The sequence below is a fragment of the Leisingera sp. ANG-M1 genome (assembly GCF_000813745.1).
Lineage (GTDB): Bacteria > Pseudomonadota > Alphaproteobacteria > Rhodobacterales > Rhodobacteraceae > Leisingera.
On sequence record NZ_JWLC01000029.1, the window covers coordinates 61625 to 78052 of the forward strand.

General features: G+C 57.8%; 14 protein-coding genes and 2 pseudogenes. 7 read left to right on the forward strand and 9 right to left on the reverse strand.

Annotated elements, in window-relative coordinates:
* Positions 1 to 7: 7 nt before the first annotated feature.
* The 4 genes from RA19_RS23115 (at position 8) to RA19_RS23130 (ending at position 3972) form a co-directional block, all read left to right on the forward strand.
* Positions 8 to 928, forward strand: coding sequence for a LysR family transcriptional regulator (locus RA19_RS23115; RefSeq protein WP_039167408.1), 921 nt, complete (start codon positions 8 to 10; stop codon positions 926 to 928).
* A gap of 292 nt (positions 929 to 1220) precedes the next feature.
* Positions 1221 to 1649 carry a twin-arginine translocation pathway signal gene (locus RA19_RS23120; RefSeq protein ID WP_241479134.1) on the forward strand — a complete coding sequence of 143 codons (429 nt, stop codon included), beginning with the start codon at positions 1221 to 1223 and terminating at the stop codon, positions 1647 to 1649.
* Positions 1650 to 1669: 20 nt separating this feature from the next.
* The gene (locus RA19_RS23125) at positions 1670 to 2281 is read left to right on the forward strand and encodes a ferric reductase-like transmembrane domain-containing protein (protein ID WP_039167412.1); all 612 of its coding nucleotides are present in this window, start codon (positions 1670 to 1672) and stop codon (positions 2279 to 2281) included.
* A gap of 305 nt (positions 2282 to 2586) precedes the next feature.
* Positions 2587 to 3972, forward strand: a complete 1386-nt coding sequence (locus RA19_RS23130; RefSeq protein WP_039167414.1) for a DUF3179 domain-containing (seleno)protein — start codon at positions 2587 to 2589, stop codon at positions 3970 to 3972.
* A gap of 321 nt (positions 3973 to 4293) precedes the next feature.
* Here the strand turns inward: RA19_RS23130 and istB are convergent.
* From istB to RA19_RS23150, 4 genes and pseudogenes are all read right to left on the reverse strand, one after another.
* Positions 4294 to 5010, reverse strand: a pseudogene (istB, locus tag RA19_RS23135) (IS21-like element helper ATPase IstB).
* Positions 5011 to 5030: 20 nt separating this feature from the next.
* Entirely contained in the window at positions 5031 to 5636 is a 606-nt protein-coding gene (locus RA19_RS23140; RefSeq protein ID WP_039167415.1) for a hypothetical protein, read from the reverse strand.
* Positions 5633 to 6295 (reverse strand): VWA domain-containing protein, encoded by a 663-nt coding sequence (locus RA19_RS23145; RefSeq protein ID WP_052262007.1) that lies wholly within the window; start codon positions 6293 to 6295, stop codon positions 5633 to 5635. Before RA19_RS23145 ends, RA19_RS23140 begins: the two co-directional genes overlap by 4 nt.
* Before the next feature lie 304 nt (positions 6296 to 6599).
* Positions 6600 to 7484 (reverse strand): LysR family transcriptional regulator, encoded by an 885-nt coding sequence (locus RA19_RS23150; protein WP_039167417.1) that lies wholly within the window; start codon positions 7482 to 7484, stop codon positions 6600 to 6602.
* 113 nt (positions 7485 to 7597) lie between these two features.
* On the opposite strand from RA19_RS23150, the gene RA19_RS23155 reads away from it, so the two are divergent.
* The 3 genes from RA19_RS23155 (at position 7598) to RA19_RS23165 (ending at position 10598) form a co-directional block, all read left to right on the forward strand.
* Entirely contained in the window at positions 7598 to 8602 is a 1005-nt protein-coding gene (locus RA19_RS23155; RefSeq protein ID WP_052262008.1) for an NADP-dependent oxidoreductase, read from the forward strand.
* An 18-nt stretch (positions 8603 to 8620) separates the two neighbouring features.
* The gene (locus tag RA19_RS23160) at positions 8621 to 9637 is read left to right on the forward strand and encodes an NAD(P)H-dependent flavin oxidoreductase (protein WP_052262009.1); all 1017 of its coding nucleotides are present in this window, start codon (positions 8621 to 8623) and stop codon (positions 9635 to 9637) included.
* 328 nt (positions 9638 to 9965) lie between these two features.
* Entirely contained in the window at positions 9966 to 10598 is a 633-nt protein-coding gene (locus tag RA19_RS23165) for a tyrosine-type recombinase/integrase (RefSeq protein ID WP_039167418.1), read from the forward strand.
* A gap of 179 nt (positions 10599 to 10777) precedes the next feature.
* Here the strand turns inward: RA19_RS23165 and RA19_RS23170 are convergent, their stop codons facing one another.
* The 5 genes and pseudogenes from RA19_RS23170 to RA19_RS23190 all read right to left on the reverse strand — a co-directional run bounded on the left by RA19_RS23170 (position 10778) and on the right by RA19_RS23190 (position 16421).
* Positions 10778 to 12196, reverse strand: a complete 1419-nt coding sequence (locus tag RA19_RS23170; RefSeq protein ID WP_241479131.1) for a nicotinate phosphoribosyltransferase — start codon at positions 12194 to 12196, stop codon at positions 10778 to 10780.
* A gap of 94 nt (positions 12197 to 12290) precedes the next feature.
* Positions 12291 to 13397, reverse strand: coding sequence for an NUDIX domain-containing protein (locus RA19_RS23175; RefSeq protein WP_039167421.1), 1107 nt, complete (start codon positions 13395 to 13397; stop codon positions 12291 to 12293).
* Positions 13398 to 13702: 305 nt separating this feature from the next.
* Positions 13703 to 14527, reverse strand: a pseudogene (fghA, locus tag RA19_RS23180) (S-formylglutathione hydrolase).
* A gap of 3 nt (positions 14528 to 14530) precedes the next feature.
* Positions 14531 to 15643: an S-(hydroxymethyl)glutathione dehydrogenase/class III alcohol dehydrogenase gene (locus RA19_RS23185; protein WP_039167506.1), complete on the reverse strand. Its 1113-nt coding sequence runs from the start codon at positions 15641 to 15643 to the stop codon at positions 14531 to 14533.
* Positions 15644 to 15758: 115 nt separating this feature from the next.
* Positions 15759 to 16421 (reverse strand): glutathione S-transferase family protein, encoded by a 663-nt coding sequence (locus RA19_RS23190; RefSeq protein WP_206540300.1) that lies wholly within the window; start codon positions 16419 to 16421, stop codon positions 15759 to 15761.
* Between the last annotated feature and the right edge of the window lie 7 nt (positions 16422 to 16428).

The window sequence follows — 16428 nt, forward strand, 5'->3', positions numbered from 1 at the left end:
ACTGTAAATGCTGTCTCCGCTCCCGCGTAGCTTTGTAACTATCGTTGAAACCGGATCTATCTCACGGGCTGCGGAGGATCTAGGAATTGCCAAGTCTGCGGTCAGCCAAAACCTAAAAAGGCTCGAAGAACGGCTTGGCGTAAAGCTGGCGAACCGGACGACACGCCAGTTTGTGCTGACACCTGCCGGGGAAAAATACTATCAGCATTGCAAAGGGTTGCTTGCACTGTCCCAAAGAGCAGCAACAGAAATGGAAGTGTTTGGCGCGGAGCCGGCCGGACCCCTGAAAATTACAGCACCGCATGCATTCATCGGCCCGGTTATCGCCCCTGCTTTACTCCGGTTGAAGCAACGGTTTCCCCGGCTTGAGCCTTTTGTCATAGCCGAGGACAAACGCCTTGATCTCGTTTCAGAAGGCATCGATGTAGCGATAACCGCCGGACACCTGCCGGACAGCAGCTTGCGCGCACGGCGGATAGGCCAAATATGCGATGTTCTTTGTGTCTCGCCTGCTTTGATGTCAGAAGCACCTGCGGCCGCAGACCCGGCCTTTTGCCAATGGGTTCAATCACTCCCCTACTTGGCGCACGTGCGCGAACCTTTAACAGTAGAGCACAACATTCCGGTTGCCGACAGTACCAAATCCTCCGTGGCGCGTTTCACCCCAAGCCTCCGCAGCAACACAATTGAAGCATTGGTGTCATTTGTACGGGAAGGCCTGGGGATCGCACTTCTGCCGGACATTGCTGTTTTGAAAGACCTCCAAGCAGGTTGTCTCGTGCGGTTATGCCCGGTAGGGGAAAACGAACCAGAACCAATCTTCGCAGTACACGCTTACGGCGCCCTCGCTCCGAAATCGGTGCAAGCGGTCATTGAGGCTATCAGTGCAGCTATCAGAGCTGCTGGCCTTGAGCCCCGGCAGCCCTAAACACGCAGCCGAAGATGGAGGCTCGAAACCGCCATTTCTTCCATAAGATCTTTGATGTCCCCCCGGGCAACAGCAGTTTCAGGACAGTGTTGCTTGCTGCGCTAGCAAGTACTGACGCGCCCTCCGGCCGCGGGAGCTCGGAAAATTCTGCAAACCTGCTATAATTTGACTGGCTCGAGACCGGCCCTGAGCGACCGGCCGAGTTTCCGAACGCTCGCCGGGAGTCTTTTTCATGCCTGCCGCCTTATTTACCCGTCGATCTCTCCTCGCCCTAGGAAGCACTGCTGTGGCGATGGGAGCCTCGGGCTTCCCTGTTCCTGCCAACGCTGCGGGCCTCGCGCCGACGCCTTCGATGCGCGGCGGCGCCAACAATTACCGGCCAGGCGCACCAATCGTCGACAGGATTGGCGGCGGGGGGTTTTGGATGACGGGCACGGTCCGGCGCGCAGGTGATGGCGCCCCGCTTGCCGGCCAGCGCATCCAGATCTGGGCACACACGACCGAAGGGCATGAGCGCGAGCAGCGGAGCCATGGGGCCACACTTACGGATGCGAATGGGGAATTCCGCCTCGAGATGCCGCAGATCGTCCCCGCCTTTGGACAGCCGCATGGCCATCTCGCTTATGATAGCGGTGACTTTGAAACCGTCTTCCTGCGTCCGGTCATGCGGAGCGCCAAAGATACCACTCTAAGCGCGCACTTCGTCCTTCAGCCCGCCTAAGCGCAGTGGGTGCAAAGGATATGAGTCCGGCCCGAAGGGCCTTAATCTGGAGCGTCTTCGCGGCCGTCGTTGTTGCGCCAATCTCTGCTGCGGCAATGAGCCCGCTACTCGCATGGCGCCACACTGTCTATATCGCGGCGGGATTTGCCGGCGTGATCGCGATGGCACTCCTGCTTGTACAGCCTTTGCTTGCAGGCGGGTACTTGCCTGGCTTGTCTGTGCGGCGCGGGCGGAACGTGCATCGCTGGACCGGCGGAGCCTTGATCGCAGCAGTTGCAACCCACGTGGCAGGCCTATGGATCACCAGCCCGCCAGACGTGGCCGATGCGCTGCTCTTCGCGTCGCCAACTCCGTTTTCCGCTTGGGGCGTGATCGCGATGTGGGCGGTCTTCGGTGCTGCGCTTCTGGCCGCATTTCGCGGGCGTTTCCGCCAGAGACTGCGCAGCTGGCGCCGTGCTCATACCGCTCTCGTGTCAGTTACCGTCATCGGGAGCGTGGCCCATGCCATGATGATCGAGGGCACAATGGAGACTGTGTCAAAAACCCTGCTTTGTGTCTTCACCCTCGCCGCAACGGGTAAGGCGGTGGCAGATTTTCGGGCGTGGGCGACCCGGTCGCACCGTGATCCCTGAAGCAAGTCCGAGCGATGACTTTGCCCTGTGGACCAAGGTGATCAAACCACAAGGGCTGTATCTCCCCAATGGAGCTGAAAGTCACGGGACGCAGCTTCTCCAGCGCCCCCAGGAACATACACATTAAAAGCCCTCTGCAGCAGTCCACAGAAGTTTGATGCAGGTGTGATTGGCCGCACTGCGCGTTCGGGCCTAGCCTGTTCTAAACTAATCGCGTCTGCGCCGGGTAATTTGACCACTGTTCCGGCAGTCACTCCCGCAGCCGGTAAGCAAGTTGGTACAGCAATCACACGAAAGGCCATCCCATGCATACCGCAACCGGATTTCCCTCCCGCGGTTTCTTGCTTGCGTCCTTTGTGGCGCTCTCTCTTTCCTGGCCTGCCGTTCCAAGGGCGCAGGAAGCGCGCGTCCTCCCGGACTATGTGATCGACGCTTTTGGCGCTCCGCCCGCAACTCCGGCAGGTCCGCTATCCGGCAGCCTGCGTTCCGCCGTTCAGGTGGCCTTTGTTGACAGCCTCAAGCAGAAAGCCTGGGGGCCGGATCAAAACCTGGCGCTGGAGGAAATCACCGCGTCCGGCGACCCCCGGCTGGTCTGGATCATCAGTGATGTGCTCCGTTTCGTTTCTGAGCGCAGCATCAGCGCAGCGCTGACCAAATCAGCCTCCAGCCTGCTGGACAAGAAGCTGCCCAGACGCAATAGCTGGGGCGCGATTACCGACCACCTTATTGCATGGGACATTCCGCCCCCCCCTGACTACCTGGCCGTGAAACGCGCCATCTTCACCAGCGTCATTCCCGGCTGGGACAGGATCTTTGCAGAGGGCGAGATCGACTGGCGGCACGTCTCCTGGGGCGGCGTCCTGATCGATGACCGTGCTTACGACAATACAGACAGCCCCTGTAATTGCATTCCCGCCGCCGACAATCCGGAGGTGAGCAGTGCTGAAGAAGCCATTTGGCTGAAAGACAGCGACATCGTCTTTGGAGTTGAGGTGAACGGTGAATACCGCGCATATCCGCGGCGCATTATGGAAGTCCGGGAAATGGTGAACGACACCCTCGGCGGCCGGGATCTTGGCATTCCCTATTGCACGTTGTGCGGTTCAGCCCAGGCCTATTTCACGGATCAGCTGCCTGCGGGGATTGAGCGTCCGGTCCTGCGCACCTCGGGCCTGCTGATCCGATCCAACAAGGTCATGTATGACGTCAATACGTACTCAGTGTTCGATACATTTCTGGGCAAGGCCGTAACCGGCCCGCTGGCGAAGAGGAACCTGCAGCTGAAACAGGCCTCCGTCGTAACGACGGACTGGGGAACCTGGAAACGGGCACATCCCGAAACGACGGTGCTTGTCGAGGCGTTGGCACTTGGCCGCAACTTTGACTTCCGGAACGGCCGGGACGCCAATGGCCCAATCTTCCCGGTCGGAGATGTCGACCCGCGCCTGCCGATTCATGAAGACATCATTGGTGTTGTGACGGCCTCAGGCAAACCTGTCGCCTTCCAGCGCAGCAAGGCAATTGCAAAGCTGACGCGTGGCCGCGAGGTCTCATATGAAAACGTACGCCTGCAATTGGACGCCGGCGGCGTGAAGGCCGTTGATGCGTACGGTTCCGACCTGGGAAGCCATCAGGCATTCTGGTTTGCCTGGTCGCAGTTCCACCCTCAAACCGCCCTTTGGCCCAACTAAGGTGACCCCAGGCAAGCAGTCCTAGGACGCACAACGGTATCGCAGTATCAATAGGTCAGTATGCTTTACGGCCCAATCCTGCCGTTCACCCGACCGCCAAGTTTCACCGGTTGAGACCCGCATAGCTGTCTTGTCAGAGCTCGGCGATGCCTGGGGGCAACGGCAGCAATTGGCTCACCTAAGCCTAACACTGTCAATCGGCATGGAACTTTGACCCCCTATAGGCATCCAAAATTGACCCCCTGTTTGACGTGCGGTTAGCTGACCCGATGCGGTGTAGCCTCCACAAAGCGAAGCCGTATCGGGCCAGCGTCGGCTCGACTATTCTCGGGTTTTGAAGCGCCAGCTCTCGTTGCCAGTTTCGACTATGTCGCAATGGTGGGTAAGGCGGTCGAGCAGCGCGGTGGTCATCTTGGCGTCGCCGAAGACCGAGGGCCATTCGCCGAAGTCTAGGTTGGTCGTCACGATGATCAATGTGCGCTCGTAAAGGCAGCTGATGAGATGGAACAATAGCCGACCACCGGTTTGTGCGAAGGGAAGATAGCCAAGCTCGTCGAGGATCAGGAAGTCGAGGCGGCACAGCAGATCTGCCGTGCGCCCCTGTCGGTCGGCGCGGGCTTCCGCATCGAGTTTGTTCACCAGGTCCACAACGTTGAAGAAGCGCCCCCGTCTGCCGCGGCAGATGCTCCCGAGCGATGCTGACGGCCAGGTGGTATTTACCGGTCCCTGTGCCGCCGATCAGCACGACATTGCGTTGCTGCGCCAGAAACTCTCCGGCCGCCAGATCACGGGCCAGCGCCTCGTTGACCGGCATGCCTTCGAAGCTGAACTCATCGACCTCTTTCGCCAGGGGCAGCTAGGCAATCGTCATCTGGTATTTGATCGAGCGCGCCTGCTTCTCACTGATCTCGGCGTTCAGCAGATCGCCCCCTCTCGGCAGCATGCTGCGCATGCGCCTGCCGGGCAGCGGATGATCTGTTGCGGTTCGTGCTGACGCTTCGCCGCCGTGGCGATGGTCTCATCGTAGGCGGCCTTCATGCCGTAGAGCTTCAGCTGGGTCATCGCGTCCAGCACCTGTGATCTTTCCATGGATGTGTCTCCTTAGCCTGCGCGCGCGCGACGACGGCCGCCGCCGCCACAACCCGCCTACGCGCGCTCTTGGCGCCTTTGAAAGCGGCATTCGCCAACCCCTGACCTGCGAGGAACATCACGCCGTGTTCGATATCGGGCAGCGTCACCGAAAGGTTCAGCCCCTCCTCCGCTACCACGGCTCCGCCGCTGATCCGCGCCAAAGTCACCGCCTTGTCCCAGTCCGCACCCGCAAACTTGCGCAGGTCTGCCTCGGTCAGCGCGCCCATTTCCGCTGCAGCAGAAGTTTGGGGTGCCGCATCTGCCTGTGGTGTCGCGCGCAATGCAAGCACGGCAAGCACCATGTGTCGGCACACGCTCGTTGCACTGCACGTGCAATTGGAAGCCTGCAAAGCGGAGCCTGTAAACCGTACCGTGTTTTCGCCAATGGTGACGACTGCCAAGTCGCCGGTAAAACTTTCGATCACTGCCTTGCCTGCCGCCAGATCGCGTATCGCACGCTTAACGATGCCGGCATTGGCCAGTGCTGCCAGCGCATCTTCGTCATGGGTGGCGATCAGCGTGGCGAGGCTCATTGCATAACCTCGGCGAGCCAGTTGGCAAAACGATCAGGCGTCATCGCGCCCACATGCATCCCGATGTCTGCCGCCCGTTGGGCAGTAACTGCATCAAAGCATGGTGTGCCCAGATCATCGAGCGCAGTCAGCCCCACCATCCGCACGCGCGCTTCGGCCATCCGTGCAAGGGCCGTAAAAAGCATGCGTGGCGCGGCACCCTCGGCAAAATCCGTGATCAGCGCAAAGACGGTGCGTTCCGGGTCTGTGATGTATTGCTCGCAATACGTCACCGCGCGCCCGATATTCGTGCCGCCGCCAAGCTGCACCGACAGAAGCGTTTCCAGAGGATCCTCCAACTGGTCAGAAACATCGATGATTGAGGTATCAAACAGCACCATCTTCACCGTCACGCCCGGCAAACCGCACAGGATCGCAGCCATGACGGCAGAGTGGATGACGCTGTCGGTCATCGAGCCAGACTGGTCGAAACACAGGATGATGGTCCACGGCAGCCGCCGCTTTTCACGACTGTTGAAACGGATGTTTTCCGCAATGATCCGTTGCGTGTCTGGATCATAGGTTTTGAGGTTCTCGCGAAGCGTTCTCCGCCAGTCAAAGTTCGCTGCGGACGGGACACTGGACCGGCGAAACCGGTTTGGTGTCACGGGCGGCAGCATCAGAAGTGCAGCCTCTTGAGTTTCAAGGCTTTCTGGACAGCCACATAGAAACCTTGAAACGTCTCTCAGACGAACATCCTGCACCCATTCATGAGAGGCTGGGAAAAGCTGCAGACAGGTACAGGTTCAAGTGAAGGAAACTGTACCTTCGGGACAGAACAGTCATTCGCTGCCAAGGCAGCATCGGTCACGAAGAGCGTCTGCTTACCGCAGGTAACTGACATTGGTGCCACATTCAGCGGGCGGCAGGAGTGAACCCAATCCACTGAATACTGCGCAATGTACAAATGACTGCTTTGCCGGATTAGACACTAAATTTTTGGCTCAGGTAATCAACAAATACGCGGGTTTTTTGAGGCAGGTAATGCCGTTGTGGGTATACGGCATAAATTGGTTGTTCGACTGGCTTGTACTCAGGAAGAAGACGAACCAAACGATTTTCAGAGATATCACTTGCCACCATAAAGTCACCAAGCATTGTATAGCAGTTTCCCGATAGAGCAGCGTTCTTTGCAGCGACTGATGAACTTACAGTGCAACGTTGAGGTGCTTCGAATTCAACGCTACTGGTTTCATAGGTGAAGCGCTGACTTCGCCCCCATTCTCCGCTAATTTGTGTAACAGAAGGCAGGCTCCTTATCTCTTCGAGTGACTTGGGCACCCCGTACTGACGGAAAAACTCAGGCGTCGCGACAAATACCACCTTTTGGCTGAAAATCTTCTTCGCAACCAGTGATGAATCTTGCAATGGCCCTACCCGAATTGCGACATCAAAATGCTCCTCAATCAAATCAACTGTGCGGTTGCTGATTTCTAACGAAACCTCCAGTTCGGGAAATCTGTCCATGAACTCAGGCAACACCGGTGCCAGACATTCGTTCCCAAACGCGGCAACACAGGATACGCGTAGCCGCCCGCGCGGAGCAGCGTGGCGCTCGTGAACAGCGTTCCGCATGTTAGCCACTTCTTCGAGCAAGCCAGAGCTTCGTTGAACGAATTCCAACCCAGCATCTGTCAGATTCATTTGGCGTGTTGTGCGATTGATGAGACGTACGCCCAAGTCTGCTTCCAGATCGGCAACAACTCGACTGACGGACGCCGCGGATAACCGCAACTCTGTGCTAGCAGCCGCGAAGCTTCCCAAGCGCGCAACCTCAGTGACAACGCGCATAGCGGCAAACATATCCATAGCATCACTCTTTCGTGGAATGAGATAGTGTCTTCAGAATTCATATATTACCTCGAAAACCTACTCAATGTACAAAAAAGCTTAAACAGTGAAACAAGATCGAAAGCCAAACAATGACCGTAAATCCAAGCTGGGTGTTGAGAAGCCACCCCACCGCCATGCCCACACCTGACAATTGGACGCTAGAGGATCGCGCCATACCTGATGCAGTAGATGGTGAGCTTTTGGTCAAAACCATGTGGCTGTCGGTTGATCCTTACATGCGGGGCAGAATTAGCCCGGCTAAGAATTATGCGGCGGGCATCCCTTTGGGCGGCTTGATGAAAGGAGGTGGGATCGGCGAAGTGATTGCCTCAAACTCACCTGACTTTAAGCCCGGTGACGTGGTTATAAGTGACTATTTTGGATGGCAGCCCTTCAGTACGATCCCTGCCGGTTCCGCCAAGATTGTCGATACTGTATCTGCGCCTGCACAAGCGGCGCTGAGTTATCTTGGGATGCCCGGTCTGACGGCCTATTTCTCTCTTCTAAAAACCGGGGCACCAAAAGAAGGTGAAACAGTATTGATATCTGCAGCTTCCGGTGCTGTGGGCCAGATTGCTGGCCAAATCGCGCGTATCAGAGGGCTTGATCCCGTCGCAATTGCTGGAACTGATACCAAGGTCGCCTGGTGCAAAGAGTTAGGATATCGGGCAGGTATCAATCACCGGACATCTACCGATTTAGTTGGTGATGTTGCTGCGGCTTGTCCCAACGGTGTTGATGTGTTTCTGGACAACACTGCCGGGCCTCTTCATGACGCAGCAATGCTCAACCTCAATACATTTGGGCGGGTCGTCATTGTTGGAACTATCGCGCTGGCCGATAAATTTGACAAACCGGACATAGGGATGCGGCATTTGCGCCAGACGTTGATCACGCGTGCCCGGATCCAGGGATTTCTACTGGATGATTTTGAGGAAGACTACACAAACGCCGCCGCTGATCTGCTGTCTTGGCATCAGCAAGGCCTGCTCAAGACACGCGAAGATATCGCCGAAGGGATCGAGGCTGTGCCCGGTGCATTTGTACGGATGCTGAAGGGGGAAAACTTCGGCAAGCAACTGGTTAAGCTTTAGAGACGGGATTAAAGTGAGATGACAGAATTCGCCAAGCATCAACTGGCCGGCAGCGATCTGCTATTTGACAGCTGGGTAACACGGACGCTGAAAATTCGCTATCCCATTCTAATGGGCGGCATGATGTGGCTGGGACGGGCTAACCTGGTCGCCCCGGTTGTACGTGCAGGCGCCACCGGTTTTTTATCCGCTTTGACTTTTCCGGACCCGCAAAAACTGCGGGACGAAATTCAGCGATGCCGTGATCTGGCGCAAAGTGATCGGTTTGGCGTTAACCTCTACATTTCCAATCATCAAGACAGTGACCAGGACCTGAGGCGCTTGGTGGACGTGGTGTGTGACATGGAAGTTCCATTTGTCGAAACATCTGGTGCACGACCCAACGATCTTATTCCTCCACTGAAGCAAGCAGGTGTCAAAATTCTGCACAAGGTTCCAACTGTTCGCCACGGCAAATCGGCTGCAAAGTTAGGAGTTGACGCGGTCATTCTGGTCGGCGCGGAATGCGGCGGCCACCCTGGACCCAAGATGGTCGGAAGTTTTGTTCAAGGCGCTCAGGGCGCGCAGGAAATACCGTTACCAGTTATCCTGGGCGGCGGCATTGGCCATGGCAGCCAAGTGACTGCGGCGTTTGCGATGGGATGCGAAGGCGTGCTGATAGGGACACGCATGATGGCCGCAAAAGAGGCAATTCCGCATGAGGCAATCAAGGCGCGGGTAGCGGCAAGCGACGGGACAAATACTGTAGTTGTTCAGTCCATTTTCAATCACCACCACCGGGTTCTCTCGAACGATGCGACCCAAAAAGTGTTGGAACTGGAACGCCAAGGGGTAGCCGATTTCGAAACCTACCGCCCGCTTGTTGAAGGCAGCGCGACGTGGGAGGCAATCCGGTCCGGTGACTACAGACGGGGTATGATCGATATGGGACAGTCCGCATGCTTCGTAAATCAAGTTGACCCTGCAGGAACAATCATCGCCAATCTCGTGACCGAGGCTTATGCTGCTTTAGAAAAACTTGGAGTTCGGCAATAACCCCGGATGTGAATGGACGCGTGTGTGGTTACGCGGGACTCTGCACCAGTGAAGGCCAGCTCAGGATCGATTGATAGCATCGATAGTTGGCTTTCGGTTAAATGTCAGCTCCGTCACGCTCAGCCATCTTCCCTTTGCAAACCAGTCAATGACCGTATTGCGCCGTCAGCCGACTGCGTCGCGCTGCACATGCGAAAGCCTGGAAGCGATCAAGGTCCGCTGTGGGCTCGTTCCTGCCTTTGTCCGCGATTGAACCTGAGAGTGTTACCTTGGATTGTCAACGTCCGGTTGGCGTTGTGGTGGGTCGTGGCGGATGGGAGGAACCATCATGACCATTGCCAACTTACCTGCCATTCGCGCACTTCGTCCCGCTTGGAATAAGGGGCGCATTGTTGGGCAAAAGCGACCATTGAAGCCCAAACATGTCTGGGCGATCAGGGTTCGACTCGAGCTCGCTGGTAACCAACGAGATCTTGCGCTCTTCAACCTGGCAATCGACAGCAAGCTGCGCGGTTGCGATCTTGTCAAAATGAAGGTCATCGACGTTATGGCATCAGGCCAAATCAAAGAACGCGCATCGGTTTTGCAAAGCAAAACGCAGAAACCTGTACGCTTCGAAATCTCTGAAGGCACGCGGGCGTCACTGGAAAAGTGGATGCAAGACCCGCTGATGGTCGGATCTGAATACCTATGGCCCGGTCGGTTTCACGAACGTCTTCACATCTCAACCCGTCAGTATGCACGGATTGTCCGTGACTGGGTGACGTCGATTGGTCTGGAGGCGAGCGCATACGGCACCCATTCCATGCGGCGCACCAAGGTGACTCAGATCTACAAGAAGACGGGCAATCTGCGCGCCGTTCAGCTCCTGTTGGGTCACACCAAGATGGACAGCACTGTTAGATATCTCGGCGTTGAGTTAGAAGATGCTCTTGCGATTGCAGAGGCCATTGAAATCTAAGGCTATGGGCCGTCTTCAAGGACGGCCCTGAACCGATGTTCGCTATGAGCGCCAACGCTGTAATGCAGCTTATCACGGGCAGACTTTCACCGTGAGTTCAGCATCCAAACGGATTTGAGGGTTATTGAGGGAAGGCCAAGGCCACCCTGCAGAACAAGGCGGCCTTGGTAGGGTAGCAATCACGCGACCAGGCCAACGCGTTTTCGAATGGTGTCAAAACTCTGACGGGTGATGATCTCTCCATCCCGAAACACCACTTTCAGTGCATCATGGCCGGATGGGATATTGCCGTAAGGCCGCGTCACGAACCTGCCCGCATCTGTTTCCATCACGCCAAGGCGCCCCTTCTTCGAGGTTTTGCTGCCTGCGGCAGTGACCGGATCCTTGAAGACATCGCGCCATTCCCCGTTCACGCGGATGGCCGAGGTTTTCATCGAATAGGAGAAGGTATCCCGGTCCAGTTTCTGCAGCAGGCCTGCGCCCATGCCAAAGGCGATGTTGCCGATGGAAAGGCCGCGCTCGATCATCCGGTCCATGATCCGGACAATAGAGGTCTTGTTTACCCCGTCGCCCTGGATCACCCGCACCTGGCCGGGCAGGATGCGGAAGCCGTTCGGGGTCAGGGAATAGCCGAACCTCTCCATCAGCGCCTCGATCACATCGGGCACGATCTGCATCGGGTCGCCGCTGTCGGGGCGAACGACAAGCACCCCGTCACGTGCCAATACCGTGTCGCGCAGCTCGGTGCCCCAATACTCCCGCACCGCCCGCATCAGATCGTAGCTGTCCGAAACACAGGCGATGATCCCCTGGGGATTGTCCGCAAGGAACTGCCGCATGAAGTCCAGCTCCCCATCCGCGCCGAAAGAGGTCACGGTGCTGTGCTCGGTCGCGGGGATCGAGAAACCGGCCATATCGGCACCGTAGACATTACGGGCAAGCACAAGCCCGCCCACGGTGTCGGTGCCCATCGAATTCACCAGGTGCGCGGCTCCGCCGATTGCGGCACTTTCGGCGCTGGTGGCGCCGCGCGCACCGAAGTCGTGGAGTTTGAAGGCAAGGCCTTCGTCGCTGCCGTCAGTGCGGATCTGCCGGTCCCGGATCTGCCGCACCACGTAGTTGGAAATGGTCGCGACGGTGCTGGGATACCAGACAGCGCGCAGCAGCCGGGTCTCCAGGAAGCCGGGCAAGGCCCAGCACTTGGGATCGGTGTTCACGATCCTGACCTGCGGGATCGAAACCGGGGCAATCGTGCCCTCTGCCAGCGCATCAATCTGCACCGGCAAACGCCCGCCGTGCGCGTCGATGATGTGCTGGAACATTTCGGCGTAGAGCGAAAGGCCGTGGGCTTCGATAAAGGGGGCGGCCTCGTCCAGCATGGCTTGGGTGACGATGCGCCCTTCCAGCTTCACCAGTTCAGCCTGAAGACCGAAAAACAGGACTTCATCAATCTCACCATCGGGGCGGCGCGGCTCGATATAGGCAAAGACCTGTTCAGTGCCTTCGGGAAATTGCTTGGGGTGGCTGTATTTGTAGCTGTCCGCGTCGAGCAGGAAATTGCCCGCAGCAACACTGTTTGCAAAATTTGATGTTTGCATCATCATGGCTCCAGTCCTCCTTGGATTGGATATGTGAAGCCGTGCCGGACCTCCCGGCAGGCTGGGGATCATGGCTCCGGCGGGGCCGATGAATTCAGTGCATCCGGCTCATCAGAACCGAAGAATAGGCAAAGGGCACATTGGGCACCAAAGCCTGAATGATGTCGAAGTGATCTTCGAACATCACATCCGGGGTCAGCTGGTTGACCGGCATCCAGAAGGCGCGTTTGGCGTCATCCGCGCCTTTGACCTTTTCCTGCGCCTTGCCATCAATCAGCTCGAACTTGAACGCCTCGGTGCGCACCCAGCCGCGTTCGGAGCGATCCGGGTGGTCGAACACCTGCCGCGCGGCGATCCGGCCTTCCAGCAGCTTGCGCGGAATGTTCAGACGGGTTTCCTCGATCAGCTCGCGGATTGCCGCCTCTTGCGCAGTTTCTTTCTGGAGGTGCCCACCAGGCAAGGCATACAGTCCTTGCCCCGGAGCCTTGGCCCGTTCGACCAGCAGAATATGCCCGTTCTGGACCACCACAGCATCGGCGCAGTCCGCAGGGATTTCATGTCCAAACGCGGCAACTGCCTTTCGGTAGTTCTCGCGATAGGCCTGATTATACGCCGCCTCTGCGCGGATTTGAGCCACAGCGCTTGTGTTTTGCTCCATCCATGAAACAACCTGATCGGTTTCAACCGCACCGAAGGTGTCACGCAATTTCGCAACGGGAGCTTTATCCAGGAACAGCCCGGCGCGCATGTCGGTGGCATTCAAAACAGTGGATCCGTTGCGTTCCGCCTCTACTGAGACAGCTTCGAGCTCCGGAAACCAGCGCAAGTAGCGGCTGCTTTCATCCTTATCATGCCCGACCAGAACAATCCGGGCATCCGCCCGCGCAACCCCTTGGGTTCGCAAGTGAAGATCAATCGCCGTGCGCACATTGCCTGCCCAGGTTCTGTCGTCATACAGCGTGTCGACCAGCGGCAGGCAGGTTATATCCGCAGTGCAGTCCGCAGCTTTCATCGCCGTGGTGATGAAATCCGCCCGTTCCGTCCATTTGAACGCGTTCTTCTCTGATCTCGGCCGGAAAGCCGATCCGATCAGCGTCAACGTTTGATCTGAGATTTGTGAAGCATGTTCGAAAAGCTTACGGTGCCCTTTGTGAAAAGGCTGAAACCGTCCAATGATCACTGAAAGCGTGACCTGTGTCATAGCGCGACCTCCGCGATATCAATGTGCATGCAAGACCTCCTTGCATGCCCGATTAAATATGTTGCTCAGATCGGATTGTCAACTATAGGTGGCACGCTCGCACTCCAACAGCCTGCTTCCATGTCCGGCCCAAAGGAGACATCCAGCGTTTACCGTGGATGCTGCGGCGCAGCCCTTCCAACCTGTCGTCCGTGCATTGTGCAGCATTTCCTGCTAAGCAAAAAGCGAAGCGAAAACAGTTTACTTGGTTGGGCGGAGCTAAGCTTCCTGCAGGATTACGCGGCCGAATTGCTCGGACCGGAAAGTCAGCCTAGCCTTTTTGCGTGCCAGTTAATGTGATCTTCTGCAAAGCTGGCCACGAAATAGTAGCTGTGATTGTATCACTCATGCTCCCTGTAGGTGAGAGCAACTCCCGATGACCGGGTCGCCTCAGTTAGCGTGCCTGGACGCAATAACTCGTAGAATTGATCATCGTTACCCTGATCCACGAGAATATCCCGTTCCCAGCCAGTTCGGCACAAAAGTAAACTTGCGTCATAATTGGCCCACCGCGCCTGGTCCCCGCCGAGATATGCTTCCAACTGCTTACGCCCCCAGTCGGACTCGGTCGGGTTCGCGATTGGAGCGAAGGCGGAAACTGATTGGTATTGGGCAGGGTTGTGTATCGCAAGAGTCAGAGCTCCGTGCCCTCCCATGGAATGCCCAGTGATGCCATGTTTTTCTGTCACAGGGAAACTGCTGCAAACTTTGTAAAACAGCTCCCTGGCCACATAATCGTACATCCGGAAATGCGGCGCCCAGGGCTTTTGTGTCGCATTTACATAGAACCCGGCTCCCTGGCCCAGATCATACGCCTCGTCATCGGCCACTCCTTCTCCGCGGAGCGAGGTGTCCGGGAAGACCAGTGCCAGGCCGCGCTTGGCTGCGAACTTCTGCAAGCCTGCCTTGGACATGGCGTTTTCGTGGGTGCAGGTCAGACCTGAGAGGTACCACAGGACCGGGACCGAAGTGGTTTCGGCCTGGGGCGGCAGGTAGATGCCGAAGGTCATATCGCAGCCACAGGCATCTGAAGGATGCCTGTAAACTGCGTTTTTCCCACCGAAGCATACCGTGCTTTCGATCAGTTCCATGAATCAGAACTCCACCACGGCGCGGATGCTTTCGCCCTTATGCATCAACTCGAAGCCTTCGTTGATCTGATCCAGCGTCAGCTTGTGGGTGATCATCGGGTCGATCTCGATCTTGCCGTCCATGTACCAGTCGACGATCTTGGGCACGTCGGTGCGCCCCGAGGCGCCGCCGAAGGCGGTGCCGCGCCAGGACCGGCCGGTGACCAGCTGGAACGGCCGGGTCGAGATCTCGGCCCCGGCAGGCGCCACGCCGATGATGATCGACTCGCCCCAGCCCTTGTGCGCGCATTCCAGCGCGGTGCGCATCACGTTCACATTGCCGGTGGCATCAAAGGTGTAATCGGCGCCGCCGCCGGTCAGCTCCACCAGATGCGCCACCAGATCGCCCTCGACCTCGGCCGGGTTGACGAAATCGGTCATACCGAAGTGCTTGGCCATCTCCACCTTGCCCGGGTTCAGGTCGACGCCGACAATCTGGTCTGCACCGGCCAGCCGCAGGCCCTGAATGACATTGAGGCCGATGCCGCCGAGGCCGAAGACCACCGCGCGCGAGCCGATTTCCACCTTGGCGGTGTTGATCACCGCGCCGATGCCGGTGGTGACGCCGCAGCCGATGTAGCAGACCTTGTCGAACGGCGCGTCCTCACGGATTTTCGCCAGCGCGATTTCCGGCACCACGGTGTGGTTGGCGAAGGTCGAGCAGCCCATGTAGTGGTGGATCGGGGTGCCGTCCTCCATCGAGAAGCGGGTGGTGCCGTCGGGCAGCAGGCCCTGGCCTTGGGTCGAGCGGATCGCCTGGCAGAGGTTGGTTTTCGGGTTCAGGCAGTAGTCGCACTCGCGGCATTCCGGGGTGTAGAGCGGAATGACGTGATCGCCCGGCTTCAGCGAGGTCACGCCTTCGCCGACCTCGATCACGACGCCGGCGCCCTCATGGCCTAGGATCGCCGGAAAGATGCCTTCCGGGTCGTCGCCCGAGCGGGTGAATTCGTCCGTATGGCACAGGCCGGTGGCCTTGATTTCCACCAGAACCTCGCCCGCCTTGGGGCCTTCCAGGTTCACCTCCATAATCTCCAGCGGCTTGCCGGGAGCAACGGCTACGGCGGCACGGGTCTTGATCATGTGATTGGTCCTTATCTTGATAAAAGGCGGGCCTCCGGCAGGAGTTAGCAAGCAATTACCGGACGCCCAGGATAGCCGGACAGAGTGGCCGGCTAGGGGAGAGAGTTTGTGTTCAGGCCGCCGTCTGTGCGCTGCCGTCTGCAGCGGGGCTTGCGGGGAAGACACCCGACATGCCTACGAATCCGCGGATGCGTTTGACCCGATCCATCCAGCGGCGGATCGCCGGGTAATCCTGGCGGGAGATACCGCCTTCTTCGGACAGCGCCACATAAGGGAAGCAGGCAATATCCGCGATGGTCGGGTGATCGCCAGAGCAGATCCAATCCTGTCCCTGCTGCTCTGCAAACCAAAGATGCTCATCGAGAATGCGGAACAGGCGGTGTGCGCCTTTGCGCGCAGCCTCCACGTCAAGATCGTAGAACAGACCGTCATGCAGCCGGGCAGCCGAAGCCGTGCCCGTGATGCCATCGGCGAAGGCCAGCCATTGGGCAACTTCGCCCAAGCGCGCTGGTTCGCTGGCCGGATACCACTGGCTGCTGTTATCGTGTTTCACCGCCAGATAAGTCAGGATCGCCTGCGCATCACGCAGCACCCGGCCCTCATCCTCGATTACCGGCAGCTGGCCTAGCGGATTGATTTCCAGAAACCAGTCCGACTTGTGCTCCGCCCCAGGATAAAAATCAATGGTCTGCGTCTCATAGCCGACCCGAAGAATACTGAGCATCAGGCGGATTTTGTAGCAGTTGCCCGAAAGCTCATAATCGTAGAGTTTCATCACACGC